Genomic DNA, 20034 nt, shown 5'->3' with positions numbered 1-20034 from the left:
TAAGAGTTGAAAACATAGGATTTAGCAAGGGCAGAATTAGCACAGATTCCAAGGAAGAGATGATGAGACAGTATAAAGCAGCGACAAGAGTGAATGTGTACAAATTAATACCATTGACCCTGACTATGCTCCTTACGGCATGCGGCGGTGATGACGGAGCTCCGGGTAACCCCGGCGATCCCGGCGGCCCTCCGGCGAGTGATATTAACAGCCTGACGGTCGAGATAGCCGATGTCAGCATAGATTCGGGCATAGCAAGGGTCAACTACCGGGTCAGTAATCAGGACGATGAGCCGATAGTTGGGATCAATACAGGCACATATATCGCTGCCCAACTGCTTCCTCAGGGCTATACCAATGCCGGCAACGCCAGTCAATGGCAGTACTTTACCTCCGAGAGCTGTTCATCAAGCTGCACCGGGGAACTGATCGACCATAAGAACGGTAACTATAGCTACATATTCAGTAGCAAATTTGATGGCCTAAATGGTGTCCGCTATATGCCGGGGGCCACCCAGAGAGTGGTAATCAAGTTAGGCGGAGACACACTGCCCGACGGTACGCCACTGCCTACCACTAACCAGCACTTCGACTGGAGCGACAGCGGCAACATCAGCTATACACGTAACCTGATCACCATGGAGACATGTAACACCTGTCATAGCGATCTGTCTTTTCATGGTAGCAAGTACAATGAGATCGAGACCTGCGTAACTTGTCACAACGCCGATAGGGTGAGTAACCCGGATAATATTTTTCCGCAGATGATCCATGCTAAACATCTAACGGGCTTCCCCGGCGAACTGGCAAACTGTCAAACCTGTCACGCCGGCAATGAATCCCTATCTGAAAACATGAACTGGAATCGTGTACCGGGGATGGAGGCCTGCGGCTCCTGCCATACCGATATCGATTTCCCATCAGGCAGGGGACACCCGGCCCAAAGCGACAACAGCAACTGCGTTGCCTGTCATAACCCCGACTGGACTTCGAGTGTCCACAATGATGGCGGTGACGATGAGGCATTGTCACAGTTCAAGGCTGAAATAGTGAGTGCCGGCCTTTCTGGCGACACAGTCACATTCAGTATCACGCTAACCAACCCGGCAACGAATACGGTTTACGCCGATAGCGCAGATAAACTCGATTTCATCGACGATCTCCGTGTCTATGGGAATTGGGGTACCAGCTTCGATTATGCGCCTTCGGCGAAATCGATAAAACTGCAACAGGTCCCGCCACTTTCCGGCAGTAACGGCAACTATACCTATACCATCAGCGGGCTGACCATTCCAGCCGGAAGTGAGTCAGACAAGGGGGTCTTAGCTATCCAGGGTAAACTCTGCTCATCACAGGGTAAGTTGGGAGATTGTGAAGAGGGTGAGTTTTCCACGGTAAATATCAAATCCAGTCATCAGTTTTTCTCAGCAGCAGAACTTACAGATACCGGAAGAAGGGTCGTGGTAACCAACGAGAGCTGTGGCAGTTGTCATGGTATACAGGCTCTCAATTTCCACGGTGCACGAAATGATCTTGAGGGACAATGCCAGCTCTGTCATAACCCAAACATGACTGCCGACGCCGCGGCAGCTAATCCGTCGATCTCGTCTGCAGACTACAAGCACCTGATCCATGCACTCCATAGTGCGCAACGTGAAGGCTATGAAACCCTCAACTACCCGGGACAGATAGGCAACTGCGCACAATGCCACATCAGCGATGGCGATGGTCTTCTCAGCATCTCTCTTCCGCTCTACTCGGGCGTCAGGCCCTTAGCCATGGATAACGGAAGCTTTACCAGTGCAACCGCCGCCATCTGCAGCGATTGCCACTCAGGCGAAACGGCCAAGAACCATATGATTCAGCAAGGGGCCGTGTTTATGGGCAGTGAAGCCGACGCTACAGCAGGTACTGAAAGCTGCAGCACCTGCCATGGTACCGGAGCCCCTGTGGATATATCAATCGTGCACCCGAACGACTAAGAAGACCCCGGATATCGGGCGCTCAAGCTGTGATTTAATGAGTGCCCTGCCCTTTGATGATGCAAAATGGAACACAAAGTTATGGATATAAAAAGAAAATGTTCGGCGCTAAGTGTGGTTGCGCTAACCTGTTCGGCCCTGCTGCTTGGTTGTGGAAGCGACGGTAAAGACGGAGAGGACGGAAAAGATGGCGTCATAGGTGTCGATATCGATACCACGACGACACTGTCGGCGAATATCACTCAGGCGGTGGTATCAGATGGCCAGGTGACCATTAATTTTAATCTGGCTAACGCCAATGGCGTCGCCGTGTTGGGTCTGACAAAAGACCATGATCTTCGCTTTGGCATTGCGCAGCTTTCCCGTGTTACCGAAACTATTGGTGAAGCAGAAGTCGACAGGGGCTTTCATTGGCAGGCCTATATCAATACAGAAAAAGAACCCAATCCCGACTGGATCCCGGAAGGTGAATCACACATCAAGCCATCTAATCAATATCAGGCCAATGTCGAAAAAGCTGCAGAATGCGAAACCTGTTTCACCGATAATGGTGACGGCAGTTACCTCTACACTTATCAGGTCAATATCGCAGAGGTGACCGAACCTTTAACTGTAACCTATGACGCGGACTCAACCCAAAGGGCGACCCTTGAGCTTGAGCTTCCTCAGGTAACAGCCAATGCCTTTCTGGACTGGCAGCCGTCGTCAGAGAGCAGCGAAGGGATCCAGACCCGAAATGTCGTTTCCATCGAAACCTGCTATACCTGCCACCAGATGGAAAGCCTCGCCCTGCATGGTGGGCGAAGAATTGCGATTGAAAACTGCGCATCTTGTCATACTTCGACCTCAGGCGATCCTGAAAGCGGAAACAGTGTCGAGTTTACCTATATGATCCATGCCATCCACAAAGGTAACCAAAGGATGACCAGCACCGCCGATGGCATGGTTGCAGCGCCCTACAAGATCATAGGTTACGGCGGCGGAATTCATGATTACGGCAAGGTGATGTATCCTCAACCCCCCGCAGCCGATTGCAGCAGTTGTCACCTTGAGGGCGAAGGAGCACCGTCCGATGCCGCCCTCTATAAGGCGGATCTCAGTAATACCGCTTGCGTGGGATGCCACACCGAAAAACCATCGCAAAACCATAGCAGTACTAACTGTGTGGGCTGCCATAACTCGAGTGATACCTACCCCGGAACAGGAAGCGCAGAGAAACGTCACGGTGATGTAATGAAAGCCTATAACGATGCCCGGGAAATGGGCGTCGAGTTCAGTAATATCGGTTTGACGAACGAAGGCAAGATGACATTCGATCTGCGCATTCTCGATAAAGAGGGGGCGGCCGTTGCAGGCGAATTTATCAACCAGGGTACACGTGTCATCGTTGCCTGGGACATTGATAAAGACTATCCGGCGTACATGGAAGCCTCCTATAGCAACCGGCGCATCAGGCTAAGTGAGGGCAGTTATGATGCGGACTCGAAGACGTTCACCATCACAGGCAGTAATTTCGATATGCCGGTCGATGCCGAGGGCAAGACCTTTGAGCTCTGGTCGGCCGTCGAGGTCTGTTTCAACAAGGGAGGATATGGTGTTACCCAGGTGGAGATGACCGAGTGCTCTGACAACACCCGCTCCATCGAAGTGAAAGAGAACCCCTACCAATTTGTCTGGTCCGGTACGGGAATCGACCCTGATGGTCTGATAGCCATGAGGCGCAGCATCATAGACACGGCAAAGTGCCTGGGCTGCCATAATCAGGAGGTATTCCACTACGACAATGGTATAAACTGCCAGACCTGCCACACACCGGACAAAACAACCAGGTCTGATGACAGCTACCCAGGCGGAAAGAAGCCGACAAGCTTCGCCTATAAGGCCCACGCAGCAGAGGGGCACTATCTCAAGTATGCAGGCGTGCAATCTGGAACTGTGATGAAAACAGATTGTATGACCTGTCATACCGACGGGGGAATTACACTGGGTCGAGCCGCCGACCGGGTTTGGCGCTTTGGTGATAAACTCACAGGTGAAGACATCTGGGTATCGTCGGATGCCGGCACCTGTCTATCTTGCCATCAAAAGTACCTCAGTGAGGCCGGTGTCAGCCATATCAAGACTAATGGCGGAATTATTGATGGTACAGATGAACAAGACGTACGCACTCGCGCCAGTGAAACCTGCTCGACCTGTCATTCACCTGAGCAATTAATGAGACTGCACGCTCATTAAACCCTGTATTAAGCCTACAGATAAGGGGGACGGCCTCCCTTATCTGTCTATACAGCCCACTTGAAAGAGGAGGTTTAAGGCCAGGAAAACACCCTATCAGGCAACACTTGTAACAGTTCTTTTCAAAGCAAGGTTCAAGGTAGAAAAAGAGAGGAGTTCGCCGAAAATAATGAAAAGATTAATTGAAGCTTAAATAAATAATTTTGCAACAAAACGGTTAAAATAAAAGGGATATTTATTGTTCTGCCTCAAAAACATCTCCGATTCACCTACCCCTAAAGAAATAGTCGGACATAACTCACATAAAGCACTTAAAACACCTGCTAAAAAGTCCTTGCTTAGATAGCCTATAGATGGAAATTAATTCCACACACTAAACAGTTGTTTTTTAAAGATTTGATAATAAGAATCACTCTCATATAAGAATGAGCTTAATCAACATAATTTAGTGATGATTAAAACTATTGCAGGGAATAATCATGATGAAAAAGTTCAATTTTAGTGCAGCGACCAAAGCTGTATTAGGTGCAGGACTGCTATCATTTGTCGTTACCGGTTGCGGCAGCGACGGTAAAGATGGTGAAGATGGCAAAGATGGCGTTATCGGTGTAAACATCGATGCCGCAAAAAGTGTTAATGCGGTATTTACTAACGCAGCAGTCGAGGCTGGCGTAGTAACTGTCGACTTCAAACTACAAAATGACAATGGTGTCGCCGTTCTTGGCCTGACCAAAGATCACGACCTACGCTTCGGTATCGCTCAACTTACCCACGTCACAGAGATGATGGGTGAGACAGAGGTCGATAGAGGCTATCAGTGGCAAGCCTATATCAACGCAGAAAAAGCACCGAATCCAGACTGGATTCCTGAGGGTGAGTCGCATATCAACCCATCAAACCAGTTCCAGGCAGGTGTTGAGAAAGCCGCTGACTGTGAAACCTGTCTGGTCGATAACGAAGACGGTAGCTATACCTATACTTTCCAGCAAAACATCGGCAGCGTAGTCGAGCCGGTGGAAGTGATTTACAACGCTGAGAGTACACAGCGAGCTACTGTAGAACTCGAGCTTGCCAACTTCGCAGCTAATGCTAACTACGACTGGCAGCCATCGAGTGGCGCAACCGAGGGGATTCAAACCCGTAACGTCGTTTCAATTGAAACTTGCTACACCTGTCACCAGCCTGAGAGCCTTGAGCTGCACGGCGGTCGTCGCATTAACATTGAAAACTGCGCATCTTGTCACACTGCAACTTCAGGCGATCCTGAAAGTGGTAACAGTGTCGACTTTACCTACATGATCCATGCGATCCACAAAGGTAAAGACAGAATGACCAGCACGGCTGATGGTATGGTACCTGCTCCATACAAAGTTATCGGCTATGGCGGTGGTATTCATGACTATGGCAAGGTGATGTTCCCGCAAAAACCTGCTGCCGACTGTGCCGCTTGTCATGTCGAGGGCGAAAACGCACCGGCTGATGCCGACCTGTTTAAAGCTAACCTGAGTAACACAGCATGTGTGGGTTGTCATACAGAGAAACCATCTCAGATGCACGGCAGTACAGATTGTTTGTCTTGCCACATCGAAGAGGGTTACGCCCGCAGCGGTGTTGAAGCTCATGGCGATGCAACAAAAGCCTATGAACTCAGCAAGAACTATTCAGCAACGTTCACTAACATCAAGCCTGAAGGCCAAGGTCTGAGCTTCGATGTACAGCTTCTCGATGATGCGGGTGCTCCAATTGCTAAAGAGTTTGTCTACAAGCAAGGTTACTCAAATCCATATATTGTTGTGTCTTGGGATATCGATGCCGACTACCCTGAATACAAGACAGGTAGCAAGTACTCAGAGCGTCGTATCAGCTTATATGATTCATCACAAGCAACTTATGATGAAGCCAGCAAGACGTTCAGCGTAGTCAGTGCAAATCTGGAGTTACCAGCCGATATCAACGGAAAGAGCTTCGAGCTGCTTCCTGTTATCAAGACATGCTTTAAGAAAGGCGGCTATGGTCGTCCGCTTGTAGAGCCTATGTCTTGCTACGAAGCAGATGGCGTGACCATTGCCAGTAACGCAAAAGCCGCTTACATTCAGGATGAGCCAATGCGTTTCATCTGGAACAACGGTCAATCTGATGAGCCAGCTGTAGCTCGCCGCTCAATCGTTGATGATGCTAAGTGTCACAGCTGTCACGGCGCAGAGTTCTATCATGATTCTAACGGTGTAAACTGTCAGTCATGTCACACACCTGACAAGTCTATCAAAGAGTCAGAGCGCAACTCAGGTAAGTTTGATAAGCCAACAAGCTTCGCTTACAAGGCGCACCATGCCGAAGGCCACTACCTCAAGTATGCAGGTGTTGGCTCTAAGACTGTGGTTAAGACTGACTGTAAGACATGTCATACCGATAACGGGTTTGAGCTGGGCCGCTCTCCAGAGCGTGTTTGGAACTACCCTAACATGGAGACATTTGACAGCACAGGTATCTTCGTTTCATCAGATGCCGGTACTTGTTTAAGCTGTCACCAGAAGTACCTGAGTGAAGCCGGTAAGTCACACATTGTCACTAACGGTGGTATTTTGGATGGCACAAGCCCAGAAGACGTACGCACACGTGCTGCTGAAGCTTGTCAGACTTGTCATACACCAGAAAAAGTAATCGCACTTCACGGCCACTAATTTAGTGATAATGAAGTCGCTTTAGCGGTGGTTATTTAAGTCATCACCGCTACCTAAATAAAGGGAGGCATCGCCTCCCTTTTTACTATCTTATAAACAGAATTCTCTATTCACAAACACAAACAAATCCGTATCATTTTCATACAAAATATTGACCTAAACGCCGATAAAATCAGCATTTTATTGATTTAGGCTAAGCTTTTTTTTCACCACCCTATACCCCTTTATAAATAGCCTGATCTGGGTCACACAATAAGACCTGATTTGCAGATTTTAAGCCCCTATTACGTTAGCCTTTCCTTGGGGAATTCTATTTCCAGCATTGACTTAAGTAGCACATTTATAATGAAAAAATGCAAATGAGAATCACTATCATCTTGCAGCCAGCACTTGAGCCGATGTCAAACCTATGCAGGGAAAAAATGATGAACGTAAAAAATAATAAATTTGCGCTGCTTCTGGCAGCAAGCGCCGTCTCTATGGCCTTAACCGGTTGTGGTGGTGATGATGGTAATGATGGCAATAACGGCAAGCCTGGCGGACCGGCTGCTGAGTATATCAACACGCTGAACTTAGACGTGACTAAGGTCACCTATGTCGATGGTATGCCTCGTATTGAAGTCTTTGCGACTAATGAAGAGGATCTTCCTGTCGTTGGCCTGAAAGACTTCGAAGTTAAAAAGGTTGCCCAGCTACTTCCACAAGGTTCGACCGGTGCCGGTGATAACGCACAATGGCAGGTCATCGGCTCACAAAAAACTTTCATCGATAACCAAGATGGCAGTTATACCTTCGACATCGAAGTTGAAGGATACAACTCAGCGCTAACGCAGCGCTACAATGTGATCGCCAAAGCATCAACACTGTTAGATGGCGTCACAACGGTACCTCAGGCTGAGATCGTCGAAGATTTCAGTGGTGAAGGCTATGAAGCCACATACACCAAGAATATCGTCTCAACGGCCAGCTGTAATGCCTGTCACGCCGAAGGCGAGAAGATCTACCACAGCTACATGACACAAGAAACTTGTGCAACTTGTCATACTAAAGAGTACGCTGAGGAGCGTGGCAAGCCTGAGATCGAGTGGAGCCATCTGATCCACAACGTTCACAACTCGGCTAAGGGTTACAAGGCCGACAGAGAAACTGGCGAGTTCACTAAAGACGCGAAGACGGCACATCACATCGTTCAGGATAACTGCCAAAACTGTCACGTTGCGCCTGAAAACGGCACCGAAGGCTTGACCGAATGGGGTAACTGGACACGCGTTCCGACCATGGAAACTTGTACCAGCTGTCACACCAATATCGACTTCCAGGCGGGTCAGGGACACTCTCAACAGGCTGATAACAGCAACTGTGTCGCTTGTCACAATGCAAGCTGGACCGAAGAACTTCACACCGAAGATGCACTGCAGAAGAAAGCTGTCATCGATCAGATTGGCATGAATGCGACACTTACAGCCGTTCAGGATGATAAGAGTGCTAACCTGACCATCAGCTTTACCGACGCTGAAGGCAATACACTCGACGCCGCAAGCTTACTACCCAAGCTTAAGCGAGTTGAGAGCATCACCAACGTTGGTCCTAACTTCCCAATCATGGGTTATAACCCAAGCCCGGGGAATGGTGAGCACAAGGTCGCACTGGATCTTGTTCAAAGTGGTGAGCTGGCCAACAACGCTGAAATTGCCGATGGCAACTTAGTGATTAATACAGGCACTCTTCCATTCGGTGCAGCAGGCACAGATACCGACACAGCATTTAGCTTTATCGGTCTTGAAGTATGTAGTGATGGTGCACAGATCATCGACTGCGCCGAAGGCGTTGCGACAACCGGTATGAAGGCTGAGCTGGCACACGGCACACTTTCAGGTGAAGCGCCGAGCACTCGTCATATCGATTCGGTCAACTTTGCCGCATGTGAAAACTGCCATGGGACTGAGTGGGAGCTACACAAAGGTTACCATGCAGGTTTCGTTATGACCGAACAACTCGGTCGCGAAGTTAACGGTCAGATGACTGTAGGTGTCGACGGCTGTGTAACTTGTCACACGCCTGACGGTACATATATGAGCGGTGGTAAAAAAGGCGCATTCGAGATGAAACTGCACGTGGTTCACGGCGAGCAGGGCATTATCAAAGATTGTGCTCAGTGTCATAACGACTTTAACCTTGACGCGTTCAAAGTTAAAGGCGCACTGGCTACACCGGGTGGATACACCACACCGATTGCCGCAACATGTACCTCTTGCCATACCTCAGACAGCGCTCAACTACACGCAGTTGGTCAAGGTGCGATTATCGATGGTTCTTATGAAGCTGCAAACGATGCAGCGCAGCTGGAAACTTGTTTCTTCTGTCATAACCCAGCCATCAGCGATCACACTCAGGTGAAGATGTAATTTGCCAAAACTTTGTTGAAAAGAGGGGGGAGTCACCTCCCCCCGTTTTCTCTCTTATTTGTGCAAATTAGGAAGCCTAATATGAAAATCACAAACAAATTTAAAACACTATCTATGGCAGTTTTACCTGCCCTTATGGTATCGGCGGTACTCTCACTCGGTTTTGCATCGACTGCAACAGCCTCTAAGTGGGACGCCAAGATGACCCCGGATGAAGTAGAAGCGACACTGGATAAAAAGTTTGCCGAAGGTAAGTACTCACCTAAAGGCGCAGACTCTTGCTTAATGTGTCACCGTAAGTCAGAAAAAGTGATGGATATCTTCAAGGGTGTTCACGGCTCAATTGACTCAAGCAAGAGCCCGATGGCAGGTCTTCAATGTGAAGCGTGCCACGGCCCTATGGGTAAGCATAACAAAGGTGGCAAGGAGCCGATGATCGCATTCGGTCCTGACTCTACTCTATCAGCAGAGAAGCAAAACAGCGTCTGTATGAGCTGTCACCAGGACGATAAGCGCATGGCGTGGAATGGCGGACACCATGACAATGCCGACGTCGCCTGTGCATCTTGCCACTCGGTTCATACCGACAAAGATCCTGTGTTATCCAAGAACACCGAAATGGAAGTCTGTACCAGCTGTCATACCAAGCAAAAGGCAGACATGAACAAGCGCTCAAGCCACCCAATGAAATGGGCTCAAATGGTGTGTAGTGACTGTCATAATCCACACGGCACACTAGCAGATTCAGACCTGGTTAAGCCAAGCGTCAATGAGACCTGTTATTCATGTCACGCCGAGAAACGTGGCCCAAAGCTGTGGGAGCATGCACCCGTAACTGAGGATTGTGTGACCTGTCATAACCCTCACGGCAGCGTCAATGAAGGCATGCTTAAGACTCGTGCTCCACAACTTTGTCAGCAATGTCACGCCAGTGATGGGCATGCCAGCAGGGCTAACTTTGGTAACACAGGTCAAGGCTCGAGTGTTGGTGATAACGCCTTCACCGGTGGCAACAGCTGTCTGAACTGTCATAGTCAGATCCATGGTTCTAACCATCCATCTGGCAAACTGTTCCAGCGTTAATCAGGAGACGAGAAGATGAAATTCAAGTTAAATTTAGTCACCCTCGCTCTACTTGCTAACGCAGGTGTTGCCGGAACCTTAATGACTAGCACTGCTGTCGCAGCCGAAGGCTACGGCCTTCAAAATGCGAACACGAGTAAAGTTAAGTTCGACAAGTGGGTCTGTAAGCGCTGTGAAGTTGAAACAGGCTTTGCAGGCACTGTAGGTGTCGGCGCCGGCTACAACGACAGCGATGACATTCACTCAGCCAATGCCTTTGCCGCCGAAGATGAGTTCGCAGGCAAGGTCGATGCAGACCTTACTTATGCAGGTAAAGGCGGATACCGCGCCAGTATCGAGGCCGATAACCTTGGCATGGAAAATGGCCGCTTAGATATCAATGCCGGTAAGGCGGGGCAATACAACCTGAACCTGAACTACCGTCAAATTGCGACCTATAAGACTGACAGTGCAATGACCCCGTATCAAGGCGTTGGTGGAGATGACCTCACCCTGCCTGGTAACTGGCAAACAGCGGGATCCAGCCAGGAGATGAGTCAACTCTACTCCAGCTTGAACCCAACGGAGCTATCGCTTAAGCGTAAGCGCGCCGGAATGGGTATAGAGTATCAAGGCGAAGAGCTTTGGAGCACCTACGTTAACTATCAACGTGAGGATAAATCAGGCCTTAAGCAGACTTCGGGTAGCTTCTATAACCAATCTATGATGCTTGCCGAACCTGTTGATTACACAACAGATACCATCGAAGCCGGCATCAAGCTTCGTGGCGATAACTGGTTTACAGCCATCAACTACAATGGCTCTATCTTCAAGAATGAATATAGCCAGTTAGGCTTCGATAACGCCTTTAACCCAACCTTTGGTGCGGCGAATCGTGGTTATATGTCACTGGATCCGGATAACGAGTCTCATACGGTTTCATTGATGGGACAAGTCATCGCCGACAAAACTATCATGAGCGGTCGTGTCCACTACGGGCAGATGACTCAAGATCAAGAGTTTGTTACTTCAGGCTATGGTTATCAGGTTCCGGCTGAATCTCTCGATGGCCGTGTTGACATGACCGGGGTTAACCTCAAGTTAGTCTCACGTATCAACCGAAGTGTGCGTCTTAATGCTAGTTACGATTACACAGATCGTGACAACAAGACCAATGTCGAGCAGTGGACTCAGATCAGTATCGATGAGGTTAATGGTCAGGCCGCTTATAACACGCCTTACGATATCACCACCCAACGCGCTAAATTAGGTGTCGATTATCGTATTACCCGTGGTATGAAACTCGAGGCCGGATACGATTACCGTACCGATGACCGTAGTTACCAGGACCGCGAAACCACCGACGAACATACGCTGTGGACTAAGTTCCGTCTAAGTTCGTTCGATAACTGGGATATGTGGATCAAGGGTAGTTATGGCGAGCGTGATGGCTCAGATTATGAGGCTTCCCAGTGGACCTCTTCTGAGTCTAACGACCTGCTGCGTAAATACAACCTGGCTGACCGTAAGCGTACTATGATTGAAGCTCGTGTGACCCACAGCCCGATCGATACACTTACTTTAGACTTCGGTACCCGTTACGCCATCGATGACTATAATGAGACCCAGATCGGTCTGACCGAATCGAAAGATTTGAGCTATGATGCGAGTGTCAGTTACCTGCTCAACGACGATATGACTGTGACGGCCTTCTACAACCGTCAAAACATAGACTCAGATCAAGCTGGTAGCAGCAACTTCGCCGCACCAAACTGGACCGGTACAGTCGAAGATCAGGTCGATGTTATCGGTGCCGGATTTAGCTATAACAATCTGATGGAGAAGAAGTTACGCTTGGGCGTTGACTACACCTACTCAGATTCAGACAGTAGCACTCAAGTCACGCAAGGCATTACAGGTGACTATGGCGATTACTATGCTAAATCACATAACGTCAACATCTATGGTCAATATCAAGCCACACCAAAAATGGCGCTGAGATTAGATTATAAGATGGAAAAGTATCAGGATAATGATGCGGCAAATGAGATTGCACCGGATGGTATCTGGAATGTTGTGAGCTTCGGCTCTAACAGCCACGACTATACTGCGCATCTCATCATGCTGAGTATGAGTTATAAGCTATAAGCTATAAGCTATAAGCTATAAGCTATAAGAAAGGCCAGATTCCATCTGTATGGAAACTGGCCTTTTTATATCCCACTTTCAAACCTTGAGCTGGATCTGAACTTGCAGTTAAATTTCACTCAAGCTTATAAATTGGCTTGAATTATCACTCACTTTAGTAGATCTTAATGCAACTCTTTTTTATGCCTCATGAGATCCCATGACTTCACTGTTTAATCTTTTAATTACAGATACAAACGTATCAAAGTTCAGCACAAAACTTGCTAACATAATTAACTCAACCATGAGTATACGAGGAGTGCTGGCCAGCACACTTTTATTACTTATTCCCGCACCCGCCTTCGCCTTTAGTTCTGCCGGCTCTACAGCAACGGCTTTTATCATCCTGGTCTTAGGTAGCTTTACCATATTAAATCTTATCCTGAACGCCCTCTTCTTCTTCGCCGGTAGATACCAGAGCCGGCGTTTCAGTAAGGTCCATAGCCTTTGTTCACTCATTATTCCGGCAATTGCATTGGTTCTTACAGTGATAGATCACAGAGGCTTCGCGGATATGGCGTTTAACATAGGCCTGATCATCATCGCCGTTGCACTGGCGCTGCTCCCACTGCAGCTCACACTCAGTAAACGGGCTCAGAGTCCGCACGGCTCTTTGATCCTCGCACTGGGTGCCTTGGTGTTTCTCACCATCGCCTATCTGTTCCCGCCGGTGGCACTGTTTTCCATCCTGGTTGCGCATATGGCACTAAAAAGCCATAGCGATAACAAGGCACGCATCATCGCATTTGTTGCCTTAATCATCGGCTACCCCTTGATGGCTTACTGGCTATATCAAACCCTGCAGAAGTTAATCTCATAGCGACAGACCTCTGCGCCTTCTGATATAGATTGCACAATGAGCAGTGAAACCAGCCTCAACGAGTTAATTCAGCAGATATCCGCCTGTCAAAAATGTCGGGCGGAACTTCCCTGCCCGCCGAAACCTATCATTCAGCTCGACGCCAATGCAAAAATTCTTATTGCGGGTCAGGCTCCCGGACAAAAGGCCCATGATCAGGGAATGCCTTTTCAGGATATGAGCGGAGACAGGCTCAGAGAGTGGCTCGGTGTTTCGAGCTCACAATTTTATGACCCGAACCTGTTTGCCATAATACCTATGGGGTTTTGTTTTCCCGGACATATAATACGAGGTGGCAAAAAGGCAGGCGATAAGCCTCCGATGCCGGAGTGTGCCAAAAGTTGGCGTCAGGCAATCCTTAGCCATTTAGATAAAATCGAGCTCACAGTGATCCTTGGGCAGTACGCTATCGACTATCATCTGGCTACCCCCCCACAAGATTCCGGCACCGCCTCTACAAAACCAGGAAAAATATCGGTCACATCAGCAGTGGCTAACTGGAAAGAGTACTGGCCATCCCGGATAGTGCTGCCTCACCCCAGCCCACGAAACAATATCTGGCTTAAACGACATCCGGAATTTGAAGCTGAGCTACTCCCCATGCTCAAACAGAGAGTAAAGCAGATCATAAGATAGTACCTTAACCCCCTCTCACCAAACCGGCTTAAAAGCATCGGTAATGTAAGCTCGTTTTAAAATCTCTCAATCTCCCACAAAATGTCAGCGGTTGGCTAAACTTAAGCTTACCAGCTAACAAAATAAGGTTGCTTCGTGAGCGAATTGCCCGGCAAGACACTTCCTCCCTACCCTTACTCCTCTATTCTTAATCTTGAGATAGAGGAGATAGACTGGCAGCGATGGCAACGCTTAGTTAATACCGTTGCCGACATGTTTAATGCGCCGGCCACATTTATCAATCAGGCAAATTTAAAGGGGATAGAGGTGATTATCGCCTCAGAGAAACCTGAAACCCACTATCAACCCGGTAGCAACAACCTGGACAGTAATATCTACTGCCATCATGTAGTAAAGAGCTCCTCAGAGCTCTACGTCCGCGACGCAAAGCAAGATCCACAGTGGAGTAACAATCCTGAATACACCGAAGATAATTATGTTTCCTATCTGGGGCTTCCTATCTCCTGGCCCGATGGCAGTGTGTTTGGCACCCTGTGTGTACTCGACACTAAAGTGACCGACTACCCTCAAAAATATATTAATGCTCTGGGCGTCATTAAAGAGGTGATTGACAGCGATCTTCGTCATCTCTATAAAGAGAACCAGTTACTCACTCTGAGTTATACGGATCCGTTAACGCAGATCTTCAACCGCAGGGGCTTTACCGATCTGCTGAGAAGCACTCAGGAGCTCGCCCAAAGGCTGAACAGAAAGCTAATCCTGCTCTACTTCGATCTCGATGAGTTCAAACGCGCCAATGACACATACGGCCATGATGTCGGCGATATCATGCTACAAAAATTTGCTAAAACGCTTAAAAAAAATAGCAGAAGCTGTGATCTCGTTGCCAGATGGGGAGGAGATGAGTTTATCGTTCTAATTCATGCTGAGAGTGAGAGCTGTGTGACGCTGTTTACCGAAAGGATGAATAGCTTGCTGGCGCAGCAACAGATAGATCCCCCCATTAAATACTCCTTCGGCTATGCGGTTATAAGACCCGGCGACAAGGCGGAGTTAGAGGAGCTGCTCAAACTTGCCGACGACTATATGTACCAAAACAAACTATCCAAGAAATAACCCAGCAGACAAGAGCATCAGCATAAAATGCGAGTCCAGAGTTGAAATCGAATTCAAAAAGTTGATAAACAGCTAAGCACAGGGATAAAATAACCAAATATTGGAATAACTTTAGATGGAACCTAAACCTTGTTTTCACCTTTCTTAAAGATCTGTATGGCATCTTCTATCTGTACCATGTTGTTAGCTTGCGGTGGCGGCGGAGCCGAGGGCAAAGCGACAACGGCACCGGATAGATCGAATAAACACGAATTCAGCGCAGATGTCATAAATTTAATTTCAGCTCCAGATACAGCCCGACTACACACCAAAGTTGACCTGTTTTATAAAAATGCCGCCATAGACGAAGTTGAGATAGCATCGAATCTGGATTATCTTCAAAAATTGCGCTCTGCCAGTTTCGGCTGGGAAGGCTTGCCTCAGGCCAAGCTGACCTTCAGGCTCAAGGATTCATTTAATAACCAGTCTGTGTTATCGACTAACACCATGGATTTTAGCTCTGCGCAGCAGGCTTTTTTCCTGCTCGCAATGGGCAAGACCTCGGGCCTTGAAAGGCGGAACTTACATCGGGTGAGTAAACTCAATGGGGTGGTCAACAGTTATCGCTTCACCCACGCCAATGCTCTCGCCCCCGGCAGCGTTGACATCTACAATGTGGATACCAAACAGGCACTGGTACTGAATCTGGGGTTCACTCAAACATCTAACGTGCATGTTTACGACACAAACCTGGCCGAAACCTCTGTCATAGTGATCCCATCGGGTACACAACCGAGCTTCAGTAACACCTCAAACTACCTGTTGCAAACATCACTCACCCACCCGGAGAGTAACCATCTAAACGTACTGATTGCTGACCCGGACTCACCGGGCAGATGGGCGATAAAGCAGTACAGAGAGTAGCGGCTAACAGGGGGGCTCCTCCTGTTTTGTTAGACTCTCTCAGGGCGTATTACTGTGAAGCAGCCGATTCAGATTGGACTGCTTCATCGAGTCGGCTTACTCCCACAAAAATGGGCTGATAGGTTGGCCCTCAATATAATACCAATCAGTAAAAAGATATGATCGCTCAGCGAGTGTTTCTGGCTGCCTGCTTCTGCGTTGAATGACTTCAAAAGGGAGCACCATTCCCTCATCCATTCGCCTTGAATTAGTTTGCCAAAATAACTCTGAGTAGATCACTTTCTTATACTAATTGGTATAGAAATACCTTAAGCTGACAAAAAATTTTGAGAGATCCCACCTTGTACTTTCTAGACTCGCGTTTGGCACAACAGATAGTCGACCGTACTATGATAATCATCGCCCATAACATCAATGTCATGAGCCACCATGGCATTATTCTGGGATCGGGCGATCCCCACCGAATCGGCGCGACTCATGAAGGTGCCCTACTCGCCATCAGCCAGAATCGAACCGTTGAGATCACCTCGGCTACCGCATCGGATCTACACGGCGTCAAAGCGGGTATTAACCTTCCCCTACATTACAAAGGGGAGATCATAGGTGTTATCGGCATCACAGGGGAGCCTGAACACCTTCGCAGCTATGGTGAGCTCCTTAAGATGACCGCCGAACTCATTGTCGAACAAGCCAGTTCACTGGAGCTCGCTCAATGGCAATATCGTCAAAAGGAGGAGTTTATTCTTCAACTGATTAAACCTGACAATGAGTTCAATGACCACCTGCTAAAGTGGGCCGCTCAACTGGGAATCGATCTGAGCGAACCGCGCGTGGCCGCAGTGATTCGGGTACAGGGAGATGAACAGCAGACCTCTGCCAATTCAGTACTTAAAATGGTGCTGAATCTACTTGAAAATCCGTCACGTGGAAACTTAGTGGCCATGACATCGATGACTGAGCTGGTTATCTTGAAACCCGCATATCTCGATGGTAAACAGTGGAACCCGGATCTGGAAAGTGAACGGATCGACCAGCTACTGTCGCGCTTGCCCGACGAGATGGCCGCCAGGCTGAACATATCACTCGGACAGTTCTTCCTTAAGCCTGCAGATATCAGCCGCTCCTATCAAACGGCTAAAGAAACCTTAGCGTTAGGCAGACAGCTGCATCCGGGGAAAAAAAAGTATCTCTTTGAAGATTACTCCCTCCGCGTACTCCTGTCTACGCTCAAAGGAGATTGGCGGGGAGTGGAGCTGACCACAGCCTATCAAGCTTTAATTGATAATGATAAGAGTGGTCAGCTCGAAAAAACATTAGCCGCTTACCTTACTCACTTCGGCGATCTGAAGATGTGTGCCGATACCCTGTTTATCCATAGAAACACACTAAGGTATCGGCTCGATAAAATTCAGCGGCTCACCGGCGTCAATATTCAACAGCTCGACGGGTTACTGCAACTCTATTTAGGTCAGATACTATTGAGGTAACGACTGTTGATGGGCCGATATAAATTCATTCATCAGCGCTTGCGCCCTTTGCTGCACGCTTTGAAGTGAATCCTCATCCGTCATCGTTTCTACTATTTCATAATAACATTTTATCTTGGGCTCAGTACCCGAAGGCCTGACAATGACGCGTCCGCCGCCCTCCAGTCGATAGATAAGCACGTCACTGTTTGGCAGCTCGATAGTCTCGGTGCGACCGTCGGCAAAGCGTCGCAGACCGCAGCTGATATCATCGACAGAGATGATGGCACGGCCGGCTATGGAGTCTGGCGGTGTCTCACGCAGATAGGCTCCAATATTCGGCGTATCAGGCTGCAGAGCAATACTGACCTGAGCATTGAGATGAAAGCCATGCTCGCGATATATCTCTTCCAGTCGATTCCAAATCGTCTTACCGCTCGCAGCAAGTTCGGCCGTCAGCTGTGAGAAGGCCAGTAGTGCCGACAAACCATCTTTATCCCAAACCATAGAGCCTACGGTATAACCTAAAGCCTCCTCGTAGGCGAACAGGAAACGATTATCATCGCGCTGCTCGCTCATTCCCACATTAGTCAGCCACTTGAAGCCGGTTAATGTTGTACGGCATGTCGCATTGAAGCTCGCGGCAACTTTTGATAACAGGCTGGATGAGACAATTGTGGTGCAGGTAAACCTTTGATCTTCTGCGCTGTGTGTCAGTAGATAATGGCCCAGCAACACACCGACCTGATCACCGGTTAACATCTGATATTCGGCTTCACCTGACCTGCGCACGGCAACGGCAAATCGGTCGGCATCGGGGTCATTGGCGCAAGCCAAAACCGCATCATGCTTTTTAGCCTCGGCTATCACCCTGTCCATCGCCCCGCTCTCTTCGGGGTTGGGAAACTTGACCGTTGGAAAGTCACCATCGGGCTCTCGCTGATCGGCAACCGAATAGAGATGATTGAACCCGGCGTCCCTGAGTACCGTTTCTGCCATTTGGGCACCAACACCATGCATCGCCGTATAGGAGAGGCTGACCAGATCCGGCCGTGTATGGTTCTGTAAAATGCCTGCTGTTTTAACTCCCCGACGATAGGCCTCATAAAAGTCAGTTTCCAACATGACCAAACTTTTAGTCGCAATGGCGTTGTCCAGCTCCTGCATCACGACGGGCCCTGTTGCCGCACTCTCTATACATGCGGCAATGCCGCTATCATGGGGTGGGATGATCTGTGCACCGTTGCCCCAGTAGACCTTATAACCATTGTACTGGGGGGGATTATGACTGGCCGTCACCACAATACCTGCCGCGGCGCCAAGATGGGTGACACCGAAGGCGACGAGTGGGGTTGGCGCAACCTCACAGGTCAAATAGACCTTGATCCCCATGGCTGCCAATACAGCGGCCGCATCCCGGGCGAACTGCTTAGAGTCATGTCGTCCGTCGTATCCTATGACGACTCCCCGCGGTGCAACATCCGGCACCTGCTGCTTGAGGTACAGGCCAACCCCAGCCGAGGTCTGTTGAACCACTAAGCGATTCATTCGCATAGGCCCCGCCCCGACCACGCCTCTGATCCCTGCGGTACCAAATACCAGACGTCCCGAGAAACGCTGCTTCAGCTGAGTTTCATCGCCGGCATCGAGTAACGCTTGTAGCTCCCTCTTGGTGCGAGGGTCAGGATCGTTGTCAATCCAATGCTTTACTTTAAATACTAGTTCAGTGTCCATCTTTCACTCCGGCATTATCCCCGTATGGTTATCACACAAGCACAAATGGTAATAATTACCATTTAGATTAGAAGCAAGAACCTGTCGGGACAAGTATATTTTCCTTAAATATAGGAAATGTTTAACTCACCTACCAGATGGTCTGACTCTTCAGACAGCACTCCATGACTATCAGGGGTCATAAGCACTCTTAATAATGATTAGTAAAAAAGTAACAGAGACAATGGCCCACGAAGTCAAACAGGGGTTAAACCCTTTAGTTCGATAATACTTACGGATCTCATCATCGTCCTGTGAGTATCGGAAGCAAAAAATATTTAACCCGCTTCTTTTTACTTCTCCTTTTATTACTCAGTGTTTTTCGGCCCTTCACTCTCGCAGGGCCATTTTTTAATTGGGGGCGACCTCACCAAAGGAGACACAATGAACAGCTACTTATATCTTGCTATAGCTATTATCTCGGAAGTGGTAGCAACCACGCTGCTACCGGTAACAGCAGGGTTTAGTCGCTTACTTCCCTCCATGGCGTGTGGTATCGGCTACGCCAGTGCTTTCTACTTTCTCTCTCTGGCGACCACCCATATCTCCACCGCCGTAGCCTATGCTATCTGGTGTGGCGCGGGCATAGTGTTAATCGTATTGATCGGTGCCATTCAGGGCAATGTGCCAAATCTTGATACTGTTTTCGGTATGGTGCTCATTATTATTGGGATCGCGCTGATCAATATGAATACCCCTACTCTGCACTAACCTCTCTTTTGGTATTGA

13 protein-coding genes are annotated in these 20034 nt (G+C 48.7%); 12 read left to right on the top strand and 1 reads right to left on the bottom strand.

Annotated features, from left to right (window positions below):
* Window positions 1-62 precede the first annotated feature (62 nt).
* The 11 genes from Q1B47_RS02355 (at window position 63) to Q1B47_RS02305 (ending at window position 17553) form a co-directional block, all read left to right on the top strand.
* A complete protein-coding gene (locus Q1B47_RS02355) occupies window positions 63-1982 on the top strand; it encodes an OmcA/MtrC family decaheme c-type cytochrome (protein ID WP_299788014.1) in 1920 nt (639 codons plus the stop codon).
* An 81-nt stretch (window positions 1983-2063) separates the two neighbouring features.
* On the top strand, window positions 2064-4217 hold the full coding sequence (locus tag Q1B47_RS02350; protein ID WP_299788011.1) for an OmcA/MtrC family decaheme c-type cytochrome: 2154 nt from the start codon (window positions 2064-2066) through the stop codon (window positions 4215-4217).
* 479 nt (window positions 4218-4696) lie between these two features.
* On the top strand, window positions 4697-6898 hold the full coding sequence (locus Q1B47_RS02345) for an OmcA/MtrC family decaheme c-type cytochrome (protein ID WP_299788008.1): 2202 nt from the start codon (window positions 4697-4699) through the stop codon (window positions 6896-6898).
* A 422-nt stretch (window positions 6899-7320) separates the two neighbouring features.
* On the top strand, window positions 7321-9303 hold the full coding sequence (locus Q1B47_RS02340; RefSeq protein ID WP_299788005.1) for an OmcA/MtrC family decaheme c-type cytochrome: 1983 nt from the start codon (window positions 7321-7323) through the stop codon (window positions 9301-9303).
* Between the two features lie 81 nt (window positions 9304-9384).
* On the top strand, window positions 9385-10386 hold the full coding sequence (locus Q1B47_RS02335) for a DmsE family decaheme c-type cytochrome (RefSeq protein WP_299788002.1): 1002 nt from the start codon (window positions 9385-9387) through the stop codon (window positions 10384-10386).
* A 15-nt stretch (window positions 10387-10401) separates the two neighbouring features.
* The gene (locus Q1B47_RS02330; protein ID WP_299787999.1) at window positions 10402-12513 is read left to right on the top strand and encodes an MtrB/PioB family decaheme-associated outer membrane protein; all 2112 of its coding nucleotides are present in this window, start codon (window positions 10402-10404) and stop codon (window positions 12511-12513) included.
* Between the two features lie 283 nt (window positions 12514-12796).
* Window positions 12797-13372, top strand: a complete 576-nt coding sequence (locus tag Q1B47_RS02325) for a hypothetical protein (RefSeq protein WP_299787996.1) — start codon at window positions 12797-12799, stop codon at window positions 13370-13372.
* A 36-nt stretch (window positions 13373-13408) separates the two neighbouring features.
* Window positions 13409-14047, top strand: coding sequence for a uracil-DNA glycosylase family protein (locus tag Q1B47_RS02320; protein WP_299787993.1), 639 nt, complete (start codon window positions 13409-13411; stop codon window positions 14045-14047).
* Between the two features lie 135 nt (window positions 14048-14182).
* On the top strand, window positions 14183-15163 hold the full coding sequence (locus tag Q1B47_RS02315) for a sensor domain-containing diguanylate cyclase (RefSeq protein ID WP_299787990.1): 981 nt from the start codon (window positions 14183-14185) through the stop codon (window positions 15161-15163).
* A 156-nt stretch (window positions 15164-15319) separates the two neighbouring features.
* Window positions 15320-16066 (top strand): hypothetical protein, encoded by a 747-nt coding sequence (locus Q1B47_RS02310; protein WP_299787987.1) that lies wholly within the window; start codon window positions 15320-15322, stop codon window positions 16064-16066.
* 341 nt (window positions 16067-16407) lie between these two features.
* Window positions 16408-17553: a sugar diacid recognition domain-containing protein gene (locus tag Q1B47_RS02305; RefSeq protein ID WP_299787984.1), complete on the top strand. Its 1146-nt coding sequence runs from the start codon at window positions 16408-16410 to the stop codon at window positions 17551-17553.
* Here Q1B47_RS02305 and Q1B47_RS02300 read toward each other — a convergent pair.
* Window positions 17542-19266, bottom strand: coding sequence for a phospho-sugar mutase (locus Q1B47_RS02300; protein ID WP_299787981.1), 1725 nt, complete (start codon window positions 19264-19266; stop codon window positions 17542-17544). The genes Q1B47_RS02305 and Q1B47_RS02300 overlap by 12 nt on opposite strands.
* Before the next feature lie 423 nt (window positions 19267-19689).
* On the opposite strand from Q1B47_RS02300, the gene Q1B47_RS02295 reads away from it, so the two are divergent.
* A complete protein-coding gene (locus Q1B47_RS02295) occupies window positions 19690-20016 on the top strand; it encodes an SMR family transporter (protein WP_299787978.1) in 327 nt (108 codons plus the stop codon).
* Window positions 20017-20034: the final 18 nt, after the last annotated feature.

The sequence above is a fragment of the uncultured Shewanella sp. genome (assembly GCF_947501225.1).
Classification (GTDB): domain Bacteria; phylum Pseudomonadota; class Gammaproteobacteria; order Enterobacterales; family Shewanellaceae; genus Shewanella.
This window is presented reverse-complemented; position numbering and strand designations above follow the sequence as displayed.